Below are 24,641 nucleotides of genomic sequence, written 5' to 3' on the forward strand. Positions count from 1 at the left end.
GGTGTCCGACATACATTACGCACGGAGCGCTCGAATGCCCTCGCGCCGCCCCCTCTGGGAGGATATTCAGGCCGCTTTCGCTAGTCTGGAGAGTCGATGTGTGTCTGCGGGCTCTGCGCGCATGCGGAAAGGTGTCATTCGTGCGTTTCGTCTGGGCTGTGGTTGCTTTTGTGCTTGCCGCCGTCATGATCGGGACGGGGATCGCTCAGCGCACGGTGCTGCAGGGTCCGACGACGGTCGACCAGCCCATCCACGTCGCCGCTGATGTGCCTTACGTAATGATCGACGGTGCGGTGCTCAACAGCCATGACGGCCCCCAGACGCTCCGCGTCGTGGGCCCGGGGACGATCTTCGCCGCGTACGCCCGCACGGACGACCTGAGCGCCTGGCTGCAAAAGGCGGATTACGCGCACCTGACCCTCGGCAATGATGGCGCGATCGTCGCCGAGACCGTCGTGCGGACCGAGGGAGGCGCGGACGCCGCGGTTGCTCTCAGCCCCATCGACTCCGACCTGTGGCTGGAGCAGTTCCAGCAGGACAACGTGCTGGACACCCGACTGCAGCTTCCCGAAGACATGAGCGTCCTCGTCGCCAGCGACGGCACACGGGCGGCTCCCGGCGACCTGACACTGTCGTGGCCGACGGGCGCAACGACTCCGTGGGCCGGCCCGTTGATCGTGGGCGGCAGCCTGCTGCTGGTGGCCGGTCTGGTGCTCTATTACCTCGGCGTGCGTCACGCGCGCCGGTCGAGGGGCCCCCGGCGTAAGGGCCTGCCGGTACCGGTGACCGAACCCATCGATCTCGCGATCGAGGCCGGCGACAAGGGTGTGATCTCGGCCACTCCGACGCGTCGATCCCTCACGCGCGGCAAGCGGTCGTTCGTGATCCTCCCGGTGGTCACGGTTTCTGCGCTGATGTTCGCCGGCTGCTCACCCGATGCCTGGCCGCAACTGGCGGGCTCGCCGACGCCGTCCGCGACCCCGAGCATCATCGTCCCCGACGACCAGGGGAGTCCGGCCGTCACTGAAGCGCAGGCAGACCGAATCGTCTCTCGCATCGCGGCGCAAGTGGCGATCGCCGATGAAGCGAACGACGCGGCGGCGGCGGCAGTCCGGCTGGACGGGGCGGCGCTCAAGGTCCGCGAGACGAACTACCGGCTGCGCACGGCGATCGCCGACCAGAACTCCCTCGACCCGATTCCCTCCTCGGGCATTCGCGTGCTGCTTCCCGAGGCTTTCGACGGGTGGCCCCGATCATTCTTCGCCGTGGTGGGTGGGGGCGCGGATTCGCCGGATAAGATCCTGAGCGTGACGCAGGCAGATGCCTGGTCTGACTACAAAGTGACCTACATGGCCGACCTCGCCGCGGACACCAGCTTGAACCTCGCGCCCTCTTATGTCGGGGCCATCTCGATCGACCCCGACTCCCCCTTCCTGCTTCTGGCGCCGTCGCAGCTCGCGGCCGCGTACGCTGACGTGCTGGACAAGGACCGTGACAGCGAGTTCGCTCCGCTCTTCGATGTCGACACCGATGCGTTCCGTACGCAGGTCGCCGCGAACCGGGCGTCGCGGCTCGACAGTTTCAACCAGACGGCGGCAGAGACCGGCACGCTTTCGTTTGCGGCGTCGGCCGGCGACACCGCTCCGGTCGCGCTGGCGACTCTCGACAGCGGCGCGATCGTCGCAGTCGAGGTCAACGAGACCGACACGGTCACCCCGACCAGCACCGACGCGGTGATCAAGCTCGACGACAGCCCCACAGTCAAGGCACTGGCGGGTGTGAGCCAGTCCGGCACGGGATTCACCACGACCTATGTCGACCAGCTCTTCTTCTTCGTCCCCGCGCAGAGTTCGGAGCAGCGGATCCAGTTCCTCGGCTACTCTTCCAGCATTCTCGACGTGAAGGCGGTCACACCATGAGCGATCAGACACCCCTTGCCCAGAGCCCCAGCGCCGTTCTCCGCGGCGCCGTCGATTTGACGTCTCTGCGTTCGCGTGCGGCGGCCCCCCCGACAACCCCCCCGGCAGGGCAAGCACCGGCGCTCGTCTTCACCGCGACCGATGAGAACTTCGGCGCCGTGCTCGAACTCTCGCACACGGTGCCGGTCGTCGTCGATCTGTGGGCCGAATGGTGCGGGCCCTGCCTGCAGCTCAGCCCGGTGCTGGAGCGGGTCATCACCGAGCTCGGCGGGCGCCTCGTGCTGGCCAAGGTCGACGTCGACGCCAACCCTCAGCTCGCGCAGAGTTTTCGGGCGCAGTCGATCCCGCTCGTGGTCGCCCTGGTCGCCGGCCAGCCCGTGCAGTTGTTCACCGGTGCTGTTCCGGAGCAGCAGGTCCGCGAGGTGTTCGCCCAGCTGCTGCAGCTGGCGGCGCAGCAGGGTGTGACCGGAACCGTGCCACAGGGAACTGCGTCAGCCGAGCAGGACGACACCGAGCCGCCGCTGGCGCCGCACCATCAGGAAGCGTTCGATGCGATCGAGGCGGGCGACTATGCGCGCGCCGCGATCGCGTACGAGGCGGCCCTCGCCGAGAACGTGCGCGACGAGCAGGCGCGCGCCGGACTCGGGCAGGTGCGGCTGCTCGAGCGGGTGCAGGGGCTCGACCCTCACGAGGCCCGCGCGGCGGCTGCCGCCTCGCCCGAGGACCCTCAGACGCAGTTCGCCGTTGCGGATCTCGATCTTGCCGGCGGTCATGTCGATGACGCATTCGACCGGCTTCTCGACCTTTTCGCGATTCTTCCCGAGGCCGAGCGCGGGCCGGTGCGCGAGCGCCTGCTCGAACTGTTCGGGCTCGTCGGCGACGCGGATGCGCGCGTCGTGCGCGCCCGCGGCCGCCTCGCCAGCCTGCTGTTCTAGGACCCGGCGCTGTGGCTGAGCCACAGCACACCCAGCGGCGGCAGCGTCATGCGCGCGCATCCGGCGTCATCGGCGTGCACGGATCCGAGGTTGCCGACGCCGGATCCGCCATACTCGCGGGCGTCCGTATTGAGGATCTCGGTCCAGGTGCCGCTCGCTCCGAGATCGAGCGAGAAGTCGTACAGCGGAGTTCCGGAGAAGTTGCCGATGATCGCAACCGTGTTCCCGTGGTGGTCGCGGCGCGCGAAAGCGATGACACTGGGGTTCCAGTGCGGGGCGCCGAGACGCGTGAACGCCGACGCATCGCGGTCGCGTGACCACAGTGGTGCGTGCGCGCGGTAGACTCGATTGAGGGCCCCCACGAAGTCATGAAGCTCGCGGTGCGCAGGCTGGTCGAGTAACCACCAATCCAGGGGCCGCGACTCGGACCACTCCGACATCTGCCCGAACTCCTGGCCCATGAACAGCAGCTGCTTGCCGGGGTGACCCCACATGTATGCCAGGAACGCACGCATGTTGGCGAGCTTCTGCCAGTGGTCGCCCGGCATCCGCGTGAAGAGGCTGCCCTTGCCGTGCACGACTTCATCGTGGCTGATCGGCAACAGATAGTTCTCGCTGAAGGCATAGACGAACGAGAACGACAGCTCGCCTTCGTGATACGAGCGGTACATCGGGTCTCGCTTGATGTACTCGAGCGAATCGTTCATCCAGCCCATGTTCCACTTCAGGCCGAACCCGAGGCCCCCCGCGCTGGTCGGCGCGGTGACGCCGGGATAGCTGGTCGATTCCTCGGCGATCATCGCGATGCCGGGATAGCGTTTGTATGCGGTCGCGTTGACCTCTTGGAGAAAGCTGATCGCCTCGAGATTCTCCCGCCCCCCGTAGATGTTCGGCTCCCACCGGCCCGGCTCGCGGGAGTAGTCGAGGTACAGCATCGACGCCACCGCATCCACACGTAAGCCGTCGACGTGGAACTCCTCGAACCAGAACAGTGCGTTCGCGACGAGGAAGTTTCGCACCTCGTTGCGTCCGTAGTCGAAGATCAGGGTGCCCCAATCCTCGTGCTCACCGCGGCGCGGATCGGGATGCTCGTAGAGTGCATCACCGTCGAATCGCGCCAGCGCGAATGCGTCCTTCGGGAAATGACCCGGCACCCAATCCATGATCACGCCGATCCCGGCCTGGTGCAGGCGGTCGATGAGATAGCGCAGATCATCGGGCGAGCCGAAGCGGCTGGTGGCGGCGTAATAACCCGTCACCTGGTAACCCCACGAGCCGCCGAACGGGTGCTCGGCCAGCGGAAGGAACTCCACGTGAGTGAAGCCCTGCTCCGTCAGGTAGTCGATCAGGGGGTCTGCGGCTTCGCGGTAGGTGAGGCCGGGCCGCCACGAGCCGAAGTGCATCTCGTAGACCGACATCGGCTGGTCGCTCGGGGAACGAGAACCGCGTTGCCCGAGCCACGCGGCATCCATCCATTCGAAGGTGCTCTCGGTCACGATGGATGCCGTGGAGGGCGGTACTTCGGCGCACTGAGCCATCGGATCGGCCTTCGTGATCCAGGGGCCGGCCTGGGTCAGCAGCTCGAACTTGTAGCGGGTGCCGACGCCGAGTTCGGGCACGAAGATCTCCCACACCCCGCTGGAGCCGAGGGAACGCATCGAGTGCCCCTGCCCGTCCCACGAGTTGAAGTCACCGATCACGCGGACTGCGCGCGCGTTCGGCGCCCACACCGAGAACGACACGCCCGAGACGCCGTCGAACCGGTGCACACGCGCACCGAGCACCCGCCAGAGCTCTTCGTGGCGCCCTTCGCGAATCAGGTGCAGGTCGAGCTCGCCCACCGTCGGAAGATGCCGATACGGATCGTCGCTGGTGTAGGAGAGGCCGTCGTCGTAGGTGGCCTCGAGCGTGTAGGAGGCGGGTGCGGTATCGGTCGTGCCCTCCCAGATACCACCGCGCAGGTGCGCGAGCGGCACCCGCTCGCCGTCCGGGAGCAGGGCCGTGACCGTTCGCGCGAGCGGACGACGTGCGCGGATGACCCACCCTCCGTCTGCATGACCGTGGAGCCCCAGCACGTCGTGCGGTGCGTAGTACGACCCGGTGGCGACGGAGTCGAGGACGGCGTCGGCAGGAACGTTCATCGTGTGCCTCTCACGTGCAGGATGTGGACGGGTTCGAAGAACGCGTCGAGGCGGACGAAGTTGTGATCGGACCAGGTCCAGGTGGATCCGGTGATGAGATCCTCCACGACGAACGGCGCGCCAGGCGTCCCGCCCCACGCCGTCTGGTCGAGATGGACCGTCGTCTGCCGCACCGAGTGCGGGTCGACGTTGGCCACGACGATGATCGTGTCGGATTCTCCGTCCGCGGTGAGGGGAGCGGGAATGTGCTTCGAATACACCAGGATCGCGTCGTCGTCGCTGTAGTGCACGCGCAGGCCGCGCAGCTGGCGGAGCGCGGGGTGCGCCCGCCGGATCTCGTTCAGGCGCCGCAGGTACGGTGCGAGGGAGTCGCCCGAGGCTTCGGCACCCGCCCAGTCACGGACCTTGTACTCGAACTTCTCATTGTCGATGTTCTCCTCGGCGCCGGGACGTGCGACGTTCTCGAAGAGCTCGTACCCGGCGTAGACGCCATAGCTGGCGCCGGCTGTGGCTGCGATCGCCGCCCGGATCCTGTAGGCCGGGCGGCCGCCGTACTGCAGGTACTCGGTCAGGATGTCGGGCGTGTTCACGAAGAGGTTGGGGCGCATGATGTCGGCGGTCTCGCCCGTGATCCCGGTGAGGAACGCCTCGAGTTCGGGCTTCGTGTTGCGCCAGGTGAAGTAGGAGTAGCTCTGCTGAAAGCCCGCCTGCGCGAGCGCGAGAAGAGGCGCCGGACGGGTGAAGGCTTCGGCGAGGAAGATGACATCCGGATGCTCGGCGTTCACCGTCGCGATCAGCCATTCCCAGAACTGCACCGGTTTGGTGTGCGGATTGTCCACGCGGAAGATCCGCACACCCTGTCCGATCCACAATCGCACGATGCGCAGGACCTCGGCGCGGATACCCTCGGGGTCGTTGTCGAAATTGATCGGATAGATGTCCTGGTACTTCTTCGGCGGGTTCTCGGCGTACGCGATCGAGCCGTCGGGGAGGGTCGTGAACCATTCCGGATGCTGGGTGACCCAGGGGTGGTCCGGCGCGGCCTGCAGCGCGAGGTCGAGCGCGACCTCCAGACCCTGGGTGGCGGCCGCGCGGACGAACGCACGGAAGTCGGCGAGGGTGCCCAGGTCCGGATGCACGGTGTCATGGCCACCGGCCGTCGAGCCGATCGCCCAGGGTGAGCCAGGATCGCCGGGCCCGGCCGTGAGCGTGTTGTTGGGTCCCTTGCGGTTGGTCTCGCCGATGGGGTGGATCGGCGGGAGGTAGAGCACGTCGAACCCCATCGCCGCGACGGCGGGGAGGCGCCCCATCGCCGAGCGGAATGTCCCGCTCTTGATGGATCCGTCCTTGCGGCGGACGGCGCCCTCGGACCGCGGGAAGAACTCGTACCAGGCGCCGACGCCCGCCCGCTCGCGCTCGACGAGCAGTTCGCGCGTCGGGCCCGCGGTGGTCAGCGAGGTGAGCGGCCGAGCGGTGAAGAAGGCGGAGAGCTGCCGGTCGCCCACGACGATCAGTGCGTCGTCGTCGGTGACGTCGGGGTCTTTCAACGACTGCGCCGCCGCTCTGAGCGCGCGGCGCTCGGCGGCGGGCCGGTCCTTCTGGGCAGCGGCGCGCGTGAGCAGTCCGACGCCCATCATGCGCATGAGCGGCCCGTCGACACCGGCGGCGATCTTGAGGGCGGCGGCGTGAGCCCACGTGGCGAAGTCGTCCGCGAACGATTCGAACCGGAAGCGCCACAGTCCCTCCTCGATCGGCGAGATGAGGACGCTCCATCGGTCGAAACCATCGCCGAGGGCCGTCAACCGGTGCAGGGATTCGTGTCCTGAGGGCGAGAAGACGCGCACGTGCACGCCGATGAGATCGTGCCCCTCGCGAAACGCCGTCGCGGTGAAGGGGACGGACTCCCCTGCGAAGGCGGAGGGCCGGAAGGCCGGGTCGAGGGCACGAGGACGTTCGTGCCCGAGCGGGATTCGGCCGGTGTGGGTGCCGGCATCGGGAGCCAGCACGCCGACGGGTCGGAGAGGGATCTCCGCGGTGCTCCGAAGGGGCCGGGAAGCAGGAGTGCTCGTCGTCTTCGCCACGCCTCGAACCTACCGCCGTTGAGGTCGGGGCCTGCGGTCGTCGTGCGGCGCGGTGGAGATCATGAGGAGGCACGACTGCGATTGCGGTGACAGCGTTGATCCCGTCTCTTTCGACGAGCGAGGGCTCGTCCGGCGCTGCGACCGGGTTTTCTGCGGCGGCAGTCCTCGCGGCCTCAGCTCATGCGGAAGAGCTGCATCGCCGTCCCGGGGAGGGCCAGCACCTCGCCCGGCGCGAACAACACTTCAGGCTCGTCCGGACGCTCGGGCACACTCGACCACAGCGACACGAACTCGGTGATGCCGTCGATCCGGGGAAGCGTCACATCGATCGGGCGCTCCGTGCCGTGCACGACCAGCAGAATGCGATTCGGAGCTTCGGTGTCCGGTGTGGACTGCGCGTCGTACTGCAGCGTGCGGTGGGACGGATCGGCCCACCGTTCGCTCGACATGGTCTCGCCATGCTCGTCGTACCAGTCGATGACCGACGAGTTCGGGATCGTGTGGACGGCGTGGGCGAACCTCCGTGGACGAAGAGCGGGGTTCTCCCTGCGCAGCTGGATGAGCCGCTGCACGTGCGCGAAGAGGTCTTCTTGCCACGGCGCGTGCTGCCAATCGAGCCAGGTGAGCGGCGAGGAATGGCAATAGGCGTTGTTGTTGCCGCGCTGAGTGCGTGCGAACTCGTCACCCGCGGTGATCATGGGAATGCCGGCGGACAGCAGCAGAGTGCCCATGAGGTTGCGCATCGCGCGGCGGCGGGCGGCGAGGATGTCCGGGTCGTCGGTGGCGCCCTCGGCGCCGTGGTTGAACGAGCGGTTGGTGTCTGCGCCGTCGCGGCCCTGCTCGCTGTTGCCCAGGTTGTGCTTGATGTCGTACGACACAAGGTCGCGGAGGGTGAATCCGTCGTGCGCGGTGACGAAGTTGACACTCGCGAGCGGACCCCGCTCGTCGCTGAACGTGTTGGAAGACCCCGCCAGCCGTGTGGCGAATCCGCCGACGCCGGCGGGAGCCGTGCCGGCGCGCCGTGTGTAGTCGACGTCGCTCAGCCAGAAGTTGCGGACTCGGTCGCGATAGCGATCGTTCCACTCCGCCCACCCCTCTCCGAAGTTCCCCGTCTGCCAGCCGCCCATCCCGACGTCCCACGGTTCCGCGATGTTCTTGACCCCCGCGAGGGCGGGGTCGTCGATGATCGCCCGCAGCAGCGGGTGATCGGCGGTGAAGACGTGCTGCGCATCACGACCGAGAGTTGCCGCCAGATCGAACCGGAATCCGTCCACCTGCAGATCGTTCGCCCAGTACCGCAGAGAATCGAGCACCAATCGGGCCGCGGCATCCGTCGACGTGTTCAGGGAATTGCCGCATCCGGTGACGTCGATGTAGGCGCCGTCATCGTGCTGACGGTAGTACGCGCGGTTGTCGATGCCTCGCAGGCTCGAGCGCGGATCGGCCATGCCGAGCTCGGCCGTGTGGTTGAACACGACATCGAGTATCACTTCGATCCCCGCGGCATGGAGGGACTTGACCATCTCCTGGAACTCACGCACGATGCCGGTCGCTCCCCGCGCCGACGACTCCGCGGTGGCGTAGCCGCCGTGCGGCGTGAAGAAGCTGACGGTGTTGTATCCCCAGTAGTTCGTCAGACCGTACTGCAGCAGCCGCCGCTCCGTCTCGAACGCGTGCACGGGCAGGAGCTCGACCGCCGTGACGCCGAGCGAGCGCAGGTGGTCGATCATGGTGGGGTGCCCGAGACCGGCGTAGGTGCCGTGCAGCGCGGGCGGCACATCGGGGTGCCGCTTGGAGAGCCCCGCGACGTGGGCCTCATAGATGACGGTGCGATCGAGGGGCGTCGCGGGCTTCGTGACGCCTTCCCAATCGAAGCCGGACTCGACGACCACAGATCGCCACTGGCCCCGACGCACCGCGGCGAGGCCACGACCGTAGGGATCGATGAGCAGGCTCTCGGGGTTGAACGTGTTGCCGAGACCCGCGGGTCCGTCGACCCGAAGGGCATAGGGCGTGCCGGGGCGGAGACTCGGCGTCGTGATCTCCCAGACTCCGCCGCCGGCCGGCGCGAGTGGGAGCGCCTCGGTGATCCAGTCGAGATCGGTCTCGTCGAAGATGACAAGTTCGACACTGGTCGCCGCCCCCGACCAGATCCGCAAGCGTCCGCCGCCACCGCCCAGCGTGACCCCCAAACCGTCGAGCGACGCGCTGAGGAATGCGGGGGGAGCCTTGAGGGGGCTCGAGTGCGTCGGGCTGAGCATGCGCTCTACAGTAGTAAATGCCGTGAGTCGGGCATGTAACGCGACGAGGAGGGCCATGTCGATCTACCTCGATCACGCGTCGTATTCGCCTTTGCGTGCCGTCGCGCGCGATGCCTGGCTCTCCGCGACCGATGTCGTGGGCAACGCGTCTTCCGTGCACGGTGCCGGACAGCAGGCACGGAGACTGCTGGAGGAGTCACGTGAGGCCGTGGGCGCGGCGCTGCGCTGCGAACCCATCGAGGTGGTCTTCACTTCTGGCGGCACCGAATCGGTCAATCTCGCGGTGAAGGGTCTCTGGTGGTCGCGTGACGGGGGCGTGGATGCCGTGGTTCTCCCGGACGGCGAGCATCACGCGACGATGGATACCGTCGCGTGGCTCGCGCAGGCAGAAAGTGCGCGGGTGCGCCCTGTCCCGCTCGATCGGCAGGGCCGGATCGATCCGGCCCTGTTCGCCGAGGCGCTTCCCGGGGCAGCTCTCGCGACCGCCCTGATCGCCAACAACGAGGTGGGGACGCTTCAGGACGCCACGGCACTCTCCGCCGCGGCGGCGGACGCGAGTGTGCCTCTGCACCTGGATGCAGTCTCCGCTCTCGGGCACATCCCGGTGGACTTCGCCGGGTGGCGCGCCGGAGGCGCCGGCACGGGCGGCCTCGTCGCGCTCAGCATCTCCGGACACAAGATCGGGGCGCCCGTCGGCACCGGCGCGCTCGTGGTTTCTCGCCACGCGGCCCTTACCGCCGGACTGCACGGAGGCGGCCAGCAACGCGGTCTCCGCTCGGGAACGCCCGACGTCCCCGGTGCGGCCGCGCTCGCCGCCGCCGCTACCGAGGCGGTCGCCGAGCAGGCGGCGGAGCAGGCGCGGCTGATTGCGCTGCGCACCCGCCTCATCGCGGGCGTCCGCGCGGCGGTGCCCGCTGCCGAACTCCTCGGCGACCCGGACGATCGCCTGCCGGGCAACGTCCACCTGCACTTCCCGGGCGCCGCGGGGGAGTCGCTTCTGTTCCTGCTCGATCAGGCGGGGATCTCGGTGTCGACCGGGTCGGCCTGCCAGGCCGGGGTCGCCGAGCCTTCGCACGTGGTCATGGCGCTCGGGCGGGATGAACGGGTCGCGCGGTCGGTGCTGCGGATCACGCTGGGCCGCACGACGGTCCCAGCCGATGTCGACGCCATCGTCGCCGCGCTGCCGGAAGCGTATGCGCGGGCATCCGGATTCCGCACAGTCGCGCGCTCGTAGACTGGGTGCGTGCGGATTCTGGCGGCGATGAGTGGTGGAGTGGACTCCGCCGTGGCTGCTGCGCGTGCCGTCGAGGCCGGTCACGACGTCGTCGGCGTTCATCTGGCACTCTCGCGCGCCGGCGGCACGCTCCGGGCGGGCAGCCGGGGCTGCTGCACGATCGAAGACGCGCTGGACGCCCGTCGCGCCGCCGATCTCCTCGGTATCCCGTTCTATGTGTGGGATTTCTCGGAGCGCTTCCGCGATGATGTGATCGCCGACTTCGTCGCTGAGTATCAGGCTGGTCGCACACCGAACCCCTGCATGCGCTGCAACGAGAAGATCAAGTTCGCCGCCCTGCTCGAGCGCGCCCTAGAGCTCGGGTTCGACGCGGTCTGCACCGGCCACTACGCGCTCCTGGTCGATGGTCTCGACGGCCGTGAACTGCATCGCGCGTCGGATGCCGCCAAGGATCAGTCGTACGTTTTGGGCGTTCTCACCGCCGACCAGCTGGCGCACACCTATTTTCCGCTGGGTGACACGCCGTCGAAGGCACTCGTGCGGGCCGAGGCGGCCGAGCGCGGCCTGACCGTCGCGCAGAAGCCTGACAGCCACGACATCTGCTTCATTCCGGACGGCGACACCCGCGGCTGGCTGGCAGGGAAGGTCGGCGCGCAGCGGGGTGACATCCTCGATCGCACGGGCGCCGTCGTCGGGACTCACGAGGGCGCGCACGCGTTCACGGTCGGCCAGCGCCGCGGGTTGTCGATCGGGATCCCCGCCGCCGACGGCAAGCCGCGCTTCGTGCTGGAGGTGCGGCCGGTGTCGAACACCGTCGTGGTCGGCCCGAAAGAAGCCCTCGCCACGCGGGAGATCTCCGGCATCCGCGTGACGTGGACGGGCGCGCCGCCCGCGGCCGAGGAGTTCGGCTGCCACGTGCAGATCCGGGCGCACTCCGATCCCGTTGCCGCACGCGCGCGGTGCGCGGCGTCCGGCGTCACGGTTGTTCCGGAGGTGCCCTTCGACGGCGTCGCTCCGGGTCAGACGGCGGTGCTCTACCTCGGAACGCGGGTGCTCGGTCAGTTCACCGTCGATACGACGGTGCCGGCCGTGGCCGCCGGAGTCTGACGCGGGGCGATGTCGGGGGTGCGTCCTACACTTGCCGAGTGACGGATGCCGCTGACCTGACCGCGTTGCCCGATGATCTCGGCCTCGCGGATCTCGACATTGCGGATCTCGACGCCGCGCGCCGCGAGGCCGAGCGTCTCACCGGGTTGATTCTGGACGCGCGTGAGGCCTATTACGGTCACGATGCCGAGCTCGTCGATGATGCGACGTACGACGCGTGGATGCGGGCTCTGGAAGAACTCGAGCGACGTTTCCCGGAGGTCCAGGGGCAGGACTCGCCCACGCTCACCGTCGGTGCGGCCGAGTCGTCGATGTTCGCCCCTGTCGCGCACGCCGAGCGGATGCTCAGCCTGGACAACGTCTTCAGCGTCGAGGAGCTCACGCAGTGGTGCGAGAAGACGAGCGCGGCTGCGGGGCGGCGCGTCCGCTGGCTCACCGAGCTGAAGATCGATGGACTCGCGATCAGCTTGAGGTACGAGAACGGTCTGCTGGTCTCAGCGGCGACCCGCGGCGACGGGCGGGTCGGCGAGGATGTGACGCAGAACGCCCTCCGCGTCACCGGGATCCCGCGGCGGCTCCACGGCACCGGCCACCCTGAGCTCGTCGAAGTGCGCGGCGAGGTCTACATTCCGGTGGCGGAGTTCGACGCGCTCAATGAGCTGCAAGCCCGCCTGCGTGAAGAGGTGCTCGCCGAAGCGCGCGCCCGCGGGATCGACGACGAGAAGGCCGCCCGCAGCGCCGCACGCCGGTTTCCGGCATTCGCCAACCCGCGCAACGCCGCCAGCGGGGGTCTGCGTCAGCAGCTCGAGAAGAAGACCGGGCTCGAACTCGAGGCAGGTCGCGCGCGGCTCGACTCGCTGCGGCTGTACGTGCACGGGATCGGCGCCTGGGCCGACCCTCCCGCGCCCTCGCAGAGCGAGATCTATGCGCTGCTGGACGGGTGGGGCCTCCCGACGAGCCCGTACTTCCGCACGTTCGACGATGTCTCCGGGGTCAGGGACTTCGTGGCCCATTACGGCGAGAACCGTCACGAGGTCGTGCACGAGATCGACGGGATCGTCGTCAAGGTCGACGAACTGGCGCTTCACGACGAGCTCGGTGCGACCAGTCGCGCGCCCCGCTGGGCGATCGCATACAAGTACCCCCCGGAGCAGGTGAATACGAAACTCCTCGACATCGTCGTTTCGGTCGGTCGCACGGGGCGTGCGACACCGTTCGCCGTCATGGCACCCGTCCGCGTGGCCGGGTCGGTCGTGCGCCAGGCGACGCTGCACAATCAGGAGGTCGTCAAGGCCAAGGGAGTTCTCATCGGCGACACCGTGGTCCTCCGGAAGGCCGGCGATGTGATCCCCGAAGTGCTCGGACCCGTCGTCGAGCTGCGCGACGGGACGGAGCGCGCCTTCGTCATGCCGGCGCTCTGCCCGGAGTGCGGTTCGCCGCTCGCGCCGGCGAAAGACGGCGACATCGATCTGCGGTGCCCGAATACGCGCTCCTGTCCTGCGCAGGTCCGTGGGCGTGTGGAGCACATCGGTTCGCGGGGGGCGCTCGACATCGAAGTGCTCGGCGAGGTGACCGCCGCCGCTCTGACGCAGCCCGAAGTGCCCCCGACACCGCCACTGGTCACCGAGGCGGCGCTGTTCGAGCTGACCCTGGCCGATCTCGTGCCGATCGAGGTCATCGTCCGCGATGCCGAGACGGGGGAACGGCGGGTGGATGCGTCGACGGGCGAGTACGTGCGGCGTGCTCCGTTTCAGAAGCTCGGTCCTGCGTCCTACCCGCCCGAAGCCGCACATCTCGACGCCGCCGCACGGCGCGCCGCCGGCATCCGCAAGGACTATCGCGAAGTGCTGCCGTCCGAGGCCGCTCTGAAGCTGCTGACCGAACTGGAGAAAGCCAAGACGAAGGAACTGTGGCGCTTCCTAGTCGCGCTCAGCATCCGTCACGTGGGTCCAGTGGCCGCCCGCGCCCTCGCCCAGTGGTTCGGGTCGCTCGAGGCCATCCGTATGGCGACACGCGACGAGCTCGCGGCGGTGGACGGAGTAGGCGAGATCATCGCCGATTCGCTGCGGGAGTGGTTCGGCGTCGACTGGCATCGGGAGATCATCGAACGGTGGGCCGCCGCAGGTGCACAGCTCGCGACTCCCGGACACCCGGGACCTGGAGCGGCGGTCGTCACGGACGGCGTGTTGGCGGGTCTCACCGTCGTGGCGACCGGAAGCCTCGACGGCTACACGCGCGAAGGCGCGCAGGAGGCGATCATCGCAGCCGGGGGCAAAGCGGCATCGAGCGTCTCGAAGAAGACCGATTTCGTCGCGGCCGGTCCCGGGGCCGGATCCAAGCTCGGTCGAGCCGAAGAGCTCGGCGTGCGCATCATCGATGCCGCTCAGTTCCGGATCCTCGTCGAGCAGGGACCGGAGGCGCTCGGGGAGCGCGGTCCCGACGCGGGCGAACATGCCACCGGCGAGGGGCCACCGTAGACTGGTCGGGTGTCTGAAATCACCCCTGATCTCGTGCGCCACCTCGGCGTGCTCGCCCGGATCGACCTGAGCGACGAGGAGGTGCAGCGCCTCACCGGACAGCTCGACGCGATCGTCGACAACATCGCCAAGGTGTCAGAGGTGGCGACCCCGGATGTGCCCGCCACGAGCCACCCGATCCCGTTGCACAACGTGTTCCGTCCCGATGTCGTTGGCCGGATGCTGAGCCGCGAAGAAGTCCTGCAGAACGCCCCGGATGCCGCTGACGGACGGTTCCGCGTGACCGCGATCCTGGGAGAAGAGCAGTGAGCGAACTGATCCGGCTCAGCGCCGCCGATCTGGCTGCGCGGCTGACTGCGGGCGAGGTCTCGAGCGTCGAGGTTACTCAGGCGCACCTCGACCGCATCGCCGCGGTCGACGCTGACGTGCACGCCTTCCTGCACGTGAGCGACCATGCGCTGGACATCGCCGCCGACATCGACCGTCGGCGCGGCGCGGGAGAGCGGCTCGGGGCGCTGGCCGGAGTGCCGTTGGCGATCAAAGACGTGCTCGTGACGACCGACATGCCCTCGACCAGCGGATCGAAGATCCTCGAAGGGTTCCTGTCGCCGTACGACGCGACGGTCGTCGCCCGCGCGCGTGCCGCGGGCCTTGTTCCGCTCGGCAAGACGAATATGGACGAGTTCGCGATGGGCTCATCGACCGAGCACTCTGCATACGGTCCCACTCACAACCCGTGGGATCTGGAGCGCATCCCCGGCGGTTCCGGCGGCGGGTCGGCCGCCGCCGTCGCCGCGTTCGAGGCGCCGATCGCGCTCGGTTCCGACACGGGAGGATCTATCCGTCAGCCGGCGCACGTCACCGGAACGGTCGGACTCAAGCCCACCTACGGCGGCGTCAGCAGGTTCGGTGCGATCGCGCTGGCCTCGAGCCTCGACCAAGTCGGACCCGTCTCGCGCACGGTCCTCGACTCGGCGCTGCTGCACGATGTCATCGGCGGTCACGACCCGCACGACTCGACGTCGCTGACCGACGTGTGGCCTTCCTTCTCCGAGGCCGCCCGCGACGGCGCCCGCGGTGATGTGCTGAAGGGGCTGAAGATCGGCGTCATCCGCGAGTTGCCTGACAGCGGCTTCCAGCAGGGAGTGTCGGCATGCTTCCGTGCCGCGCTCACGCTCCTCGAATCGCAGGGTGCAGAGATCGTGGAGGTCAGCGCGCCGCACTTCGAGTACGGCGTCGCGGCGTATTACCTGATCCTGCCGGCCGAGGCGTCGAGCAATCTCGCGAAGTTCGACTCGGTCCGCTTCGGGCTGCGCGTCGACGTCCCGGGCGGCACTGTAGAGGATGTCATGGCACGCTCGCGCGACGTCGGCTTCGGCGACGAAGTCAAGCGGCGCATCATCCTGGGCACTTACGCGCTCTCAGCGGGGTACTACGACGCTTATTACGGCAGCGCGCAGAAGGTGCGCACTCTCATCCAGCGCGACTTCGACACCGCGTTCGCGCGGGTCGACGTCATCGCGACCCCGTCGGCGCCCACCACCGCCTTCCGGCTGGGGGAGCAGCTCGACGATCCGTTGCAGATGTATCTCAACGACGTCACCACGATTCCGGTGAACCTCGCCGGCGTTCCCGGGATCTCGATCCCCTCCGGGCTCGCCGCCGAGGACGGGCTGCCCGTCGGCATCCAGTTCATCGCTCCTGCCCGGGAGGACGCCCGCCTCTACCGTGTGGGAGCCGCACTCGAAGCTCTGCTCGTCGACGAATGGGGCGGTCCGCTGCTGGATCGCGCGCCGCTACTGAGAGAGGCCCGCTGATGGCGAAAGACGCCGTGCTCGACTTCGACAACGCTCTCGAGCTGTTCGAGCCGGTGCTCGGCTTCGAAGTGCATGTCGAGCTGAACACGGCCACGAAGATGTTCTCGGCCGCCGGAAACCCCGCGCACGCCGACAACCATGACGCTGCGCCGAACACGCTGGTCGCGCCCGTCGACATGGGTCTGCCCGGTTCGCTGCCGGTCGTGAATGAGACCGCCGTGCGCTATTCGATCAGCCTCGGTCTCGCCCTCGGCTGCTCGATCGCGCGATCGAGCCGCTTCGCGCGCAAGAACTACTTCTATCCTGACCTTGGCAAGAACTATCAGATCTCGCAGTACGACGAGCCGATCGCCTTCGAAGGCGAGGTGCAGATCGAACTGTCCGACGGGACCGTGATCGACGTTCCGATCGAGCGTGCGCATATGGAAGAGGATGCCGGCAAGCTCACTCATGTGGGAGGCGCCACCGGACGCATTCAGGGCGCGGAGTATTCGCTCGTCGACTACAACCGCGCCGGTGTGCCGCTGGTCGAGATCGTCACGAAGCCGATCTTCGGCGCCGATCACCGTGCCCCCGAGGTCGCGAAGGCCTATGTTGCGGCCATTCGGGATATCGTCCTGGCACTGGGGATCTCGGAGGCGCGCATGGAGCGCGGCAACCTGCGGTGCGACGCCAACGTCTCGTTGCGGCCCCGGGTGCCGGCCGGTGAGCCGGCAGCACCCCTCGGTACGCGCACCGAGACCAAGAACGTCAACTCGCTCCGATCGGTCGAGCGTGCCGTGCGCTATGAGATCCAGCGCCAGGCCGCGATTCTCGCCGGCGGCGGCACGATCGTCCAGGAGACGCGGCACTGGCATGAAGACACCGGGCGGACCTCGCCCGGACGTCCGAAGTCCGATGCCGATGACTACCGCTACTTTCCGGAGCCTGATCTTCTGCCCGTCGTTCCCTCGGAGGAACTCATCGAGGAACTGCGCACTGCGCTGCCCGAAGCGCCCGCTCTGCGTCGCCGGCGGTTGAAGTCGGACTGGGGTTTCACGGATCTCGAGTTCCAGGACGTCGCCAACGGGGGGCTGCTCGCCGAGGTCGAGGCGACCGTCGCGGCGGGGACATCGCCTGGGGCCGCGCGCAAGTGGTGGACAGGTGAGGTCTCGCGCCTGGCGAACGCTCGAGGCGTCGAGGCGTCCTCGCTCGTGGCGCCGGCATCCATCGCCGCACTGCAGCACCTCGTCGACGCCGGCACGCTGAACGACAAGCTCGCCCGTCAGGTGCTCGAGGGTGTCATCGCCGGCGAGGGCACCCCGCAAGAGGTCATCGACGCGCGCGGGCTCGCGGTCGTCTCTGACGACGGGCCGCTGATCGCCGCGATCGATGAAGCGCTGGCCGCCCAGCCTGACGTGCTCGAGAAGATCCGCGACGGCAAGGTGCAGGCGGCCGGTGCGGTCATCGGAGCCGTCATGAAGGCCATGCGCGGCCAGGCCGACGCAGCGCGCGTGCGCGAATTGGTGCTGGAGCGCGCGGGCGGCAGCTGACCTTCGGGCTCGGCGTTCAGGCCTGACGTTCGAAGGCGGCGAGGTGGTTCTGCGAACCGGCGAGCAGTCGCTCCAGCACGGTGACGACGTCCGCGGGTGCGGTGGCGATCGTGTCGGTGAGGTCGGCGATATCGGTCTGCTCGATCGTGATGCCCACCTCGATCGCGTCGGCGAGGGATTGCGAACCCTTCGCGATCAGTTCGTCGTAGAGTGACTGGAGCGCGGGATCTGTGAACACCCCGTTCTCGTCGACGCGGGGATCCTCGACGGCGTACGCGGGAAGCAGCGCAGACACCTGCTCTTGATGGGAGACCTCCGACGAGGCGATGTTGTCGAAGATCTGCGCCCCCCAGAGATCGCCGAGGGTGATGTACACGTCGTGAGCGAGCTTCTCCTCCTCGATGAGGTACGCCAGCTGTGACTGCACCGAGGGGGCCGCTTCGGGTGCGGAGGTTGCCTCTGCGGGCGTCGCCGTTTCCGGCGCCGCGGTCGTTGAGGTGCCGGTGGGGGTCGGGTCGGGAGCCGTGGATGTGGTCGTCGCGCACCCTGCGAGCGCCGAAACGGCAACGGCGAGCGCGACCAGGCTGAGCGGGCGGGGGAGTGTGGGGGACATGATGGTCCTTTCCTGTCGATACCCCCTACGGTATTCCTGGACGCCTGTGGACCGCAGAAGAGACAGTGAGCAACTGGCTGAGAGTTCGGGGGCCCGAATGTCGGCGGGTCGCGAGAGAATCGAGACATGGGACGCGGCGACGGGACGGGGAGAGTCGTCTCTCCCGACGATGCCGACGACACCGGCACGCGCATTCTTCATGTCGATATGGATGCGTTCTACGCGTCCGTCGAGGTGCTCGATCACCCGCATCTTGCCGGCAAGCCGCTGATCGTCGGCGGGGTCGAGGGGCGCGGCGTCGTCGCGAGTGCGTCGTACGAAGCGCGGCGCTACGGCGTCCGTTCGGCGATGTCGGTTCAGGTCGCGCTTCGGCTGTGTCCCACCGCGATCGTCGTCGTGCCGCACTTCGAGCGCTATGCGTCGCTGTCGCGGCAGGTCATGGACATCTTCCACTCCGTGACGCCTCTGGTCGAGCCACTGTCGATCGACGAAGCCTTCCTCGATGTGTCGGGTGCCCGGCGTCTGTGGGGAAGTCCGGGGAAGATCGCGCGCGAGTTGCGTGCGCGCGTGCGCGCCGAGACGGGTCTGGTCTGCAGCATCGGTGTGGCACCGACCAAGCATGTGGCCAAGATCGCCTCGACGCTGTCCAAACCCGACGGGCTTCTCATCGTGAGCGCCGGCGACACCGCGGCCTTTCTGGCCGCGCGGCCGGTCGGAGCGTTGTGGGGTGTCGGCCCCAAGGCGGCCGAGGCACTGGAGGGCCGGGGCATTCGCACGGTCGCCGACATCCTCGCCGCGCCGCCGTCGGTGCTCGAGCGGGCGCTCGGGGCGGCGACCAGCCAGCGCATCCGGCAGCTCGCGCAAGGTCACGACCCCCGCGCCGTCGAGGTGGAGCGTGTCGAGAAGAGCATCGGGCACGAAGAGACCTTCCTCGAGGATGTCGCCGACGCCGCCGTCCTGCGCAGCGAACTGCGCCGACTGGCGGACCGGGTCGCGGCCCGGCTGCGGGACGGCGGCTGGGAAGCGGGCACGGTCGCGCTGAAACTGCGCTACGCCGACTTCACGACACTCTCGCGAGCGTCGACTCTGCCCGAGCCCACCGACGTCGGGCAGCGGATCGGAGACGTCGCGATCGGACTCTTCGCACATCTCGAACTTTCGCAGCCCGTGCGATTGATCGGCGTCCGCGCCGAGAAGCTGCGACCCTCAGGCGGCGGCATGGCTCCGCTGTGGGACGACGATGCTGACTGGAAACGGATCGATGCAGCCCTCGACGGTGCCCGCGAGCGCTTCGGCGGCGGCGCCGTCACCCGTGCCAGTGTGATCGGACCGCGGCGCGATGTGAACACCCTGCCCACCAGTCCACGGCTGCCGGGGATCCCCCGCGACTGAAGCGATGGTGCGCACGGCGCGGGCTCGCAGTACGGTGGGAGCATGCCCAATCTCGCACTCGAACTCGGCAAGCAGTCGGCGTCACTCGGCGTGAACAGTGTCTACGGACCACAGCAGGATGTCGGCGGCGTCACGCTCGTGCCGGTTGCGCTCGCGTGCACCGGCTTCGGCGCCGGCGAAGCCGACGAGGGAAACGGCGGTGGAGGCGGTGGCGTCGCGATCCCGCTGGGCGCGTACATCCGCAAGGGCGACGATCTGCGTTTCGAGCCGAACCTCGTCTCGCTCGCTGCCGTTGCGATCCCGCTGGTGTGGGTGACCGGTCGCGCGCTCAACCGCGTCATCCGTGCACTCAAGCGCTGACGACACCGACTTCGCCACCGCTCTGCGGGCCGCCGCCGATCAGATCGTCGCCGCGCTCGAGACGGCTCGACCGGCGGCACGCGTTGCGTTGATCGACGGGCGGTCTGGCTCGGGGAAGTCGACGCTGGCGGCAGACATCGTCGCGCGCAGCGACGACCGCATCCAGCTTGTCGCCCTCGACGATCTCTACCCCGGCTGGGACGGACTGGCGGCGGGGGTCGAGGAGGCGTTGCGGTGTGTCATCGCACCCCAAGCGGCCGGCATCCCGGGCAGATGGCGCCGCTGGGACTGGGCCCGAGGATCGCGCGCGGAGGAGCATGTCCTCGATCCGAGAAGGCCGCTCCTGGTCGAGGGTGCGGGCTTGCTCACGCCCGCGACGGCGGCGCTGGCGGATGTAGCCGTGTGGCTGGAGTCGCCGGCATCCTCTCGGAAACGCCGCGCACTCGCCCGCGATGGTGACCCGTATCGAGCGCACTGGGAGCAGTGGGCGGCACAAGAGGCGCGGCACCTTGCGGCGAATCGGCCGCAGGAGCGCGCGACGCTGGTCTTCTCGATGCCGTGATCAGCTCTCGAGCGCTCGCACCAGTCCGTCGAGGCGGTAGCCCAACCAGTCGTACACGCCGAAGCGAACATCGCCCTCGACGTGATCATCGTCGGTCTGGATGCCGAGCCGCGTCGCCAGCACGAGCCGCAGTGCGCTGAGCGTGCGGAGCCACGCGTCGGATGCAGCGCGGTCCAAGACGACGAGCAGGCGCTCGTCCGGCCGCGCGACGTCGACGGAGTCGGGGGACAGCCGCGCTCCGTCCCGGAGCAGTGTCGCGGACACGAGCTGTGCGTCTGCGCGTCGCCGGTCGAGCAGGTCGGACTGTGTCAGGCGGCGGAACTCGGCGGCCGCGGCGTCATCGTTCCGGTATGCAGCGGGGACGAGTCGCGCGACGGCGGGATCGGCGGTCAGGTCGCCGAGCCCGCCGACACTCGTCAGTACCTGAAGGAACTGCTCGACGAGATCGGTCAGGTACGCGGCCTCGATGACCGAAAGATCGAGTTCGAGCGGGCTCGTCATGCGCCGGCCTCGCGCACCGTGGCCCACAGTCCGTAGTCGTGCATCGCTTGCGCGTGCAGTTCCATCTGCTCGCGCGCGCCTTCCGCGACGACGGCGTGGCCGTCGTGGTGCACGGCGAGCATGAGCGCTTCGGCGCGATCGGCGGAGAAGCCGAAGTACTCTCGGAAGACGTGTGCGACGTAGCTCATGAGGTTCACGGGGTCGTTCCAGACCACCGTCTGCCACTGCCCGAAACGTCCCGCGTCGATGTGGAGGTCGAGATCTTCCACAGGCAAAGCGCCACTCATCACGCCCACCCCAGTTCGTGCAGACGGGCGTCGTCGATGCCGTAGAAGTGCGCGATCTCGTGCACCAGTGTCGTGTGTATCTCGTCACGCAGATCGTGGAGGTCGTCGCACGCGTGCAGGTGCGGCTCGCGGTACACGATGATCCGATCGGGTAGCTCGCCCATTCCGTAATGGTCGCGTTCGGTCAGGGCGAGTCCGTCGTACAGCCCCAGCAGGTCGAGGTCGCCGCTTTCCGGACGGTCCTCGACGACGAAAACGATGTTGTCCAGACCGTCGAGCATCTCGTCCGGGAGCCTGTCGAGCTCGTCGGTCACCAGACGGTCGAATGCGGCGGCATCCATCTCGATCAAGACAGCCTCCCACCCGGGGAGAAATCGGGGTGAGTAACGGGGCTCGAACCCGCGACATCGGCCACCACAAGGCCGCGCTCTACCAACTGAGCTATACCCACCATGTGCCCATCTCCGGGCAACCCGTCAATTGTATTACAGCTCGTGTGCGAACGCCGACACGGCCGAGGCTGCCGCCTCGCGCGCTTCGTCGGAGGTCGGACCGGGCGCGGCGACGAAAACGGCTTCGCGGTAGTACGCGAGCTCGCGGATCGATTCGCGGATGTCCGCGAGGGCCCGGTGGCCACCGTCTTTCGCCGGCGCTTGAAAGTACGCCCGCGGATACCAGCGGCGAGAGAGCTCTTTGATGCTCGACACGTCGATGTTGCGGTAGTGCAGCCAGCGGTCGATGCGCGGCATGTACTTGGCGAGGAACATGCGGTCGGTGCCGATCGTATTGCCGCCGAGCGGCGCCTTCCCCTCCGGGGCGAACCGCTGGATGTACTCGAGTGCTTCGAACTCGGCTTCGGCCAGGCTGACGCCGTACGGGATCTCGTCGAGAAGACCCGAGCTCGCATGCATCTGGGTCACGAACTCGTTCATGTTCGCGAGCGCCGCATCGTCGGGCTTGATCACGATCTGGAAACCCGGGTCACGTGCCCTCAGCTCGAAATCGGTCACGACGATGGCGATCTCGACGAGTTCATCGACCGCCAGATCGAGACCGGTCATTTCGCAGTCGATCCATACGATCCGGTCGTTCTCCGCGGTAGTCCCCATCCCGCCATCCTAACGAGCGCCGCCGACACGCCCGTCGCGCAGCGGCCAGACCGATGATGCGTCGGCGAGAGCGTCCCCCCAGGAGGATTCGAACCCCCGACCTTGCGGGTAGAAACCGCTCGCTCTTCCACTGAGCTATGGAGGGTGGTGAGACGCCCTCTACCGTACCGCGTCGTCCGCCAGTGCCGAGTCGAGCCGAGCGGCGTTCAGGCAGTCTGCGCGGCTGAGGCGATGCGCACGGCGCGCCGGCGCCGATGATCGAACCGCGGAAGAGCGACGTGCACGAGCGGTCCGATGCCGACGGCGAAGATCACCGTCCCGAGTCCCACCGTGCCGCCGAGCAGCCACCCGGCGACGAGAACGCCCGCCTCTACCCCAAGCCGAGCGGCCCAGATCGGCCAGCCGAACCGCGAATGGAGCCCCGTCATGAGCCCGTCTCTTGGCCCGGGGCCGAAATCGGCGCCGATGTAGAGACCAGACGCCACGGCGACCAGGACCATGCCGACCATGAAAACGACCAGATCCCAGCCGAACCCGGGAATGTGCGGAAAGACCGCGATCGTGGCCTGCATGCTGGTGCCGACGAGCGCGATGTTGGCGATCGTGCCGAGACCCGGCCGCTGACGCAGGGGAACCCAGAGCAGGAGCACGAGGAAGCCGATGATGTTGGTCATCCAGCCGATGCCGACGCTCGTCTGCCGCGCGAGTCCCTGAGCGAACACGGTCCACGGGTCGAGTCCTATGCCCGCCTGGACGGTGATGCCGCAGCCGACGCCGTACAGGACGAGTCCGATGAAAAGTTGCGCGAGACGAAGAGGCATGAAGACATCCAATCGCACAATTGGACTGTAATGACCAGTCCAATTGGGCTAGCGTGGACGCATGGATTCTCGGTTGACGGCGCGCTCGCTGGCCGCCTCCCTCGGCGGGTGGCGCACGCGGGAGCCGGCGTACGAGGCGCTGGCCGACGGCATCCGGCTGCTGTGCCTCGACAATCGACTGGCGCCCCGCACAGCTCTACCGGCCGAGCGCGAGCTCGCCGCCGCGCTTCAGCTGAGTCGAACGACGGTGGCCGCCGCCTACCGGAGCCTCCGCGGGACGGGTCACATCGAGAGCGTCCGCGGTTCGGGAAGCATCACTCTTCCGCTCGGTCGCAGACAGCTCGGACAGGTCACGGTCGATGCGGACGACGTCGATCTCCAGCAGGCGAGCCCGGCGGCCTGGCCCGGGTTGGCGGCAGTGATGAGCGAAACGGCGCAGGATGCGGCCTCTCTCGTCGCGCAGTCCGGCTACGACGTCCTGGGTTCCACCGCGCTCCGGTCGCTGGTCGCTGAGCGATACACCCTGCGCGGCATTCCGACGGCGGCCGATCAGATCATGATCACGACGGGAGCGCAGTCGGCCATCCACCTGCTTGCGAGCGTCCTCCTCCGGCGCGGCGACCGCGCCGTGATCGAGACACCGACCTACCCTCATGCCGCGGACGCGCTGCGGGAGGCGGGAGCGCGGCTCGTCGGTGTGCCCGTGACGACGGATGGCTGGGATCTAGACCGCGCCGAGCAGGCGTTCGCACGCACCGGCCCGACTCTCGCCTACCTGATGCCGAGCTTCCAGAACCCGACGGGCCGGAGCATGTCCGGCCTCGAACAGTCCGCGATCGCGCGGGCGGCGGGTCGTGCGGGAACCGTCCTCATCGTCGATGAGACGACGGCGGAACTCGCAATCGATCCACACCCGGTCGAGGGGATGTTCGCCGGCGAGCGTGCCTTCGCCGCCGCGGAGGTCATCCGCGTCGGGTCGCTGGGCAAGACCGTGTGGGGCGGACTGCGCATCGGATGGATCCGGGCCGATCCCGCATTGGTCACGCGCCTCGTCGCTGCGCGGCCGCGACGCGACCTCGGGACCCCCGAGTTCGAGCAGGCCGTCGCGGTGCGGCTGATGCCGCTGCTGCCCGAGATCCTGATCCAACGCGCGGCGCTTCTCCGCGAAGGCCGGGATGCCGTCACCAGCGCGCTTCATCGGCACCTGCCCGCCTGGCGCGTGCCTCACGTGGCCGGCGGAGTGGCGCTCTGGGCGGAACTGGACGCTCCGCTGAGCTCCGGCCTGGTTCTGGCGGCGCGCGCCCACGGCGTCTACTTGTCAGCCGGGTCGCGCTTCGCCGTCGACGGCGGCCATGATCGCCACCTCCGCATCCCGTTCACGGCACCCGCCGATCAGCTTCGTCGCGCCGTGGACGTGCTTGCGCGCGTGTGGCCGACCGTGCGCGCGGCCGCTCCGGTGTCTGGTGGGGAGCTCCTCGAGGCCGTCGTCTGA

Annotated in this window: 21 protein-coding genes and 2 tRNA genes; 12 read left to right on the forward strand and 11 right to left on the reverse strand. The window is 68.4% G+C overall.

The window, feature by feature from the left end:
- Positions 1–140: 140 nt before the first annotated feature.
- Together QZV81_RS03595 and QZV81_RS03600 are read left to right on the forward strand one after the other, a co-directional pair.
- Positions 141–1,919, forward strand: coding sequence for a glycosyl transferase (locus QZV81_RS03595; RefSeq protein ID WP_292832625.1), 1,779 nt, complete (start codon positions 141–143; stop codon positions 1,917–1,919).
- A complete protein-coding gene (locus QZV81_RS03600) occupies positions 1,916–2,854 on the forward strand; it encodes a tetratricopeptide repeat protein (RefSeq protein ID WP_292832628.1) in 939 nt (312 codons plus the stop codon). The genes QZV81_RS03595 and QZV81_RS03600 overlap by 4 nt, the downstream gene beginning before the upstream one ends.
- On the opposite strand, the gene glgB is transcribed toward QZV81_RS03600, so the two are convergent.
- The 3 genes from glgB to glgX form a co-directional block, all read right to left on the reverse strand.
- Positions 2,851–4,995, reverse strand: coding sequence for a 1,4-alpha-glucan branching protein GlgB (gene glgB, locus QZV81_RS03605; RefSeq protein ID WP_292832631.1), 2,145 nt, complete (start codon positions 4,993–4,995; stop codon positions 2,851–2,853). The two genes, QZV81_RS03600 and glgB, sit on opposite strands and share 4 nt — an antisense overlap.
- Positions 4,992–7,076, reverse strand: a complete 2,085-nt coding sequence (locus QZV81_RS03610) for a maltotransferase domain-containing protein (RefSeq protein ID WP_292832635.1) — start codon at positions 7,074–7,076, stop codon at positions 4,992–4,994. Before QZV81_RS03610 ends, glgB begins: the two co-directional genes overlap by 4 nt.
- 173 nt (positions 7,077–7,249) lie before the next feature.
- Complete coding sequence (glgX, locus tag QZV81_RS03615) at positions 7,250–9,337, reverse strand: glycogen debranching protein GlgX (protein ID WP_292832638.1); 2,088 nt, start codon at positions 9,335–9,337, stop codon at positions 7,250–7,252.
- A gap of 55 nt (positions 9,338–9,392) precedes the next feature.
- Here glgX and QZV81_RS03620 point away from each other — a divergent pair, with 55 nt between their 5' ends.
- The 6 genes from QZV81_RS03620 (at position 9,393) to gatB (ending at position 17,504) form a co-directional block, all read left to right on the forward strand.
- Entirely contained in the window at positions 9,393–10,571 is a 1,179-nt protein-coding gene (locus tag QZV81_RS03620; RefSeq protein WP_292832641.1) for a cysteine desulfurase family protein, read from the forward strand.
- A gap of 27 nt (positions 10,572–10,598) precedes the next feature.
- A complete protein-coding gene (gene mnmA / locus QZV81_RS03625) occupies positions 10,599–11,678 on the forward strand; it encodes a tRNA 2-thiouridine(34) synthase MnmA (protein ID WP_292832738.1) in 1,080 nt (359 codons plus the stop codon).
- Positions 11,679–11,776: 98 nt separating this feature from the next.
- Positions 11,777–14,155: an NAD-dependent DNA ligase LigA gene (gene ligA / locus QZV81_RS03630; protein WP_292832741.1), complete on the forward strand. Its 2,379-nt coding sequence runs from the start codon at positions 11,777–11,779 to the stop codon at positions 14,153–14,155.
- Between the two features lie 9 nt (positions 14,156–14,164).
- The gene (gene gatC / locus QZV81_RS03635) at positions 14,165–14,464 is read left to right on the forward strand and encodes an Asp-tRNA(Asn)/Glu-tRNA(Gln) amidotransferase subunit GatC (protein WP_292832644.1); all 300 of its coding nucleotides are present in this window, start codon (positions 14,165–14,167) and stop codon (positions 14,462–14,464) included.
- Positions 14,461–15,972, forward strand: coding sequence for an Asp-tRNA(Asn)/Glu-tRNA(Gln) amidotransferase subunit GatA (gene gatA / locus QZV81_RS03640; protein WP_292832647.1), 1,512 nt, complete (start codon positions 14,461–14,463; stop codon positions 15,970–15,972). The genes gatC and gatA overlap by 4 nt, the downstream gene beginning before the upstream one ends.
- Positions 15,972–17,504 carry an Asp-tRNA(Asn)/Glu-tRNA(Gln) amidotransferase subunit GatB gene (gene gatB, locus QZV81_RS03645; protein WP_292832651.1) on the forward strand — a complete coding sequence of 511 codons (1,533 nt, stop codon included), beginning with the start codon at positions 15,972–15,974 and terminating at the stop codon, positions 17,502–17,504. Before gatA ends, gatB begins: the two co-directional genes overlap by 1 nt.
- 16 nt (positions 17,505–17,520) lie before the next feature.
- Here the strand turns inward: gatB and QZV81_RS03650 are convergent, their stop codons facing one another.
- Entirely contained in the window at positions 17,521–18,117 is a 597-nt protein-coding gene (locus QZV81_RS03650; RefSeq protein ID WP_292832654.1) for a DUF2202 domain-containing protein, read from the reverse strand.
- Between the two features lie 126 nt (positions 18,118–18,243).
- On the opposite strand from QZV81_RS03650, the gene dinB reads away from it, so the two are divergent.
- From dinB to QZV81_RS03665, 3 genes are read left to right on the forward strand one after another with little or no spacing between them, the layout of a single operon-like run.
- The gene (gene dinB, locus QZV81_RS03655) at positions 18,244–19,509 is read left to right on the forward strand and encodes a DNA polymerase IV (RefSeq protein WP_292832657.1); all 1,266 of its coding nucleotides are present in this window, start codon (positions 18,244–18,246) and stop codon (positions 19,507–19,509) included.
- A 42-nt stretch (positions 19,510–19,551) separates the two neighbouring features.
- Positions 19,552–19,869 (forward strand): hypothetical protein, encoded by a 318-nt coding sequence (locus QZV81_RS03660; protein ID WP_292832660.1) that lies wholly within the window; start codon positions 19,552–19,554, stop codon positions 19,867–19,869.
- Positions 19,853–20,431 carry a hypothetical protein gene (locus tag QZV81_RS03665; protein WP_292832663.1) on the forward strand — a complete coding sequence of 193 codons (579 nt, stop codon included), beginning with the start codon at positions 19,853–19,855 and terminating at the stop codon, positions 20,429–20,431. The genes QZV81_RS03660 and QZV81_RS03665 overlap by 17 nt, the downstream gene beginning before the upstream one ends.
- Here QZV81_RS03665 and QZV81_RS03670 read toward each other — a convergent pair whose 3' ends face one another.
- From QZV81_RS03670 to QZV81_RS03700, 7 genes are all read right to left on the reverse strand, one after another.
- Positions 20,432–20,932 carry a DUF2017 family protein gene (locus QZV81_RS03670; protein ID WP_292832666.1) on the reverse strand — a complete coding sequence of 167 codons (501 nt, stop codon included), beginning with the start codon at positions 20,930–20,932 and terminating at the stop codon, positions 20,432–20,434.
- The gene (gene clpS / locus QZV81_RS03675; protein ID WP_292832669.1) at positions 20,929–21,219 is read right to left on the reverse strand and encodes an ATP-dependent Clp protease adapter ClpS; all 291 of its coding nucleotides are present in this window, start codon (positions 21,217–21,219) and stop codon (positions 20,929–20,931) included. The genes QZV81_RS03670 and clpS overlap by 4 nt, the downstream gene beginning before the upstream one ends.
- A complete protein-coding gene (locus tag QZV81_RS03680; RefSeq protein ID WP_292832743.1) occupies positions 21,219–21,560 on the reverse strand; it encodes a metallopeptidase family protein in 342 nt (113 codons plus the stop codon). The genes clpS and QZV81_RS03680 overlap by 1 nt, the downstream gene beginning before the upstream one ends.
- Before the next feature lie 37 nt (positions 21,561–21,597).
- Positions 21,598–21,670, reverse strand: a tRNA-His gene (locus QZV81_RS03685).
- Positions 21,671–21,704: 34 nt separating this feature from the next.
- Positions 21,705–22,328, reverse strand: a complete 624-nt coding sequence (gene orn, locus QZV81_RS03690) for an oligoribonuclease (protein ID WP_292832672.1) — start codon at positions 22,326–22,328, stop codon at positions 21,705–21,707.
- A gap of 73 nt (positions 22,329–22,401) precedes the next feature.
- Positions 22,402–22,473 (reverse strand) — tRNA-Arg (locus QZV81_RS03695).
- A 61-nt stretch (positions 22,474–22,534) separates the two neighbouring features.
- The gene (locus tag QZV81_RS03700) at positions 22,535–23,149 is read right to left on the reverse strand and encodes a hypothetical protein (RefSeq protein ID WP_292832675.1); all 615 of its coding nucleotides are present in this window, start codon (positions 23,147–23,149) and stop codon (positions 22,535–22,537) included.
- Between the two features lie 61 nt (positions 23,150–23,210).
- Here QZV81_RS03700 and QZV81_RS03705 point away from each other — a divergent pair, with 61 nt between their 5' ends.
- Positions 23,211–24,641 (forward strand): PLP-dependent aminotransferase family protein, encoded by a 1,431-nt coding sequence (locus QZV81_RS03705; protein WP_292832678.1) that lies wholly within the window; start codon positions 23,211–23,213, stop codon positions 24,639–24,641.

It is taken from the genome of Microbacterium sp. (assembly GCF_011620665.1).
In the GTDB taxonomy this organism is placed as follows: Bacteria; Actinomycetota; Actinomycetes; order Actinomycetales; family Microbacteriaceae; genus Microbacterium.

Excerpts from the sequence above, each read along its gene's own strand:
- QZV81_RS03680 (WP_292832743.1), bottom strand. The coding sequence starts at position 21,560 with ATGGATGCCGCCGCATTCGACCGTCTGGTGACCGACGAGCTCGACAGG.
- glgB (WP_292832631.1), bottom strand. The coding sequence starts at position 4,995 with ATGAACGTTCCTGCCGACGCCGTCCTCGACTCCGTCGCCACCGGGTCG.
- gatB (WP_292832651.1), top strand. The coding sequence starts at position 15,972 with ATGGCGAAAGACGCCGTGCTCGACTTCGACAACGCTCTCGAGCTGTTC.
- dinB (WP_292832657.1), top strand. The coding sequence starts at position 18,244 with ATGGGACGCGGCGACGGGACGGGGAGAGTCGTCTCTCCCGACGATGCC.
- mnmA (WP_292832738.1), top strand. The coding sequence starts at position 10,599 with ATGAGTGGTGGAGTGGACTCCGCCGTGGCTGCTGCGCGTGCCGTCGAG.
- glgX (WP_292832638.1), bottom strand. The coding sequence starts at position 9,337 with ATGCTCAGCCCGACGCACTCGAGCCCCCTCAAGGCTCCCCCCGCATTC.
- QZV81_RS03700 (WP_292832675.1), bottom strand. The coding sequence starts at position 23,149 with ATGCCTCTTCGTCTCGCGCAACTTTTCATCGGACTCGTCCTGTACGGC.
- QZV81_RS03600 (WP_292832628.1), top strand. The coding sequence starts at position 1,916 with ATGAGCGATCAGACACCCCTTGCCCAGAGCCCCAGCGCCGTTCTCCGC.
- clpS (WP_292832669.1), bottom strand. The coding sequence starts at position 21,219 with ATGAGTGGCGCTTTGCCTGTGGAAGATCTCGACCTCCACATCGACGCG.
- QZV81_RS03650 (WP_292832654.1), bottom strand. The coding sequence starts at position 18,117 with ATGTCCCCCACACTCCCCCGCCCGCTCAGCCTGGTCGCGCTCGCCGTT.
- QZV81_RS03705 (WP_292832678.1), top strand. The coding sequence starts at position 23,211 with ATGGATTCTCGGTTGACGGCGCGCTCGCTGGCCGCCTCCCTCGGCGGG.
- QZV81_RS03670 (WP_292832666.1), bottom strand. The coding sequence starts at position 20,932 with ATGACGAGCCCGCTCGAACTCGATCTTTCGGTCATCGAGGCCGCGTAC.
- QZV81_RS03620 (WP_292832641.1), top strand. The coding sequence starts at position 9,393 with ATGTCGATCTACCTCGATCACGCGTCGTATTCGCCTTTGCGTGCCGTC.
- orn (WP_292832672.1), bottom strand. The coding sequence starts at position 22,328 with ATGGGGACTACCGCGGAGAACGACCGGATCGTATGGATCGACTGCGAA.
- QZV81_RS03660 (WP_292832660.1), top strand. The coding sequence starts at position 19,552 with ATGCCCAATCTCGCACTCGAACTCGGCAAGCAGTCGGCGTCACTCGGC.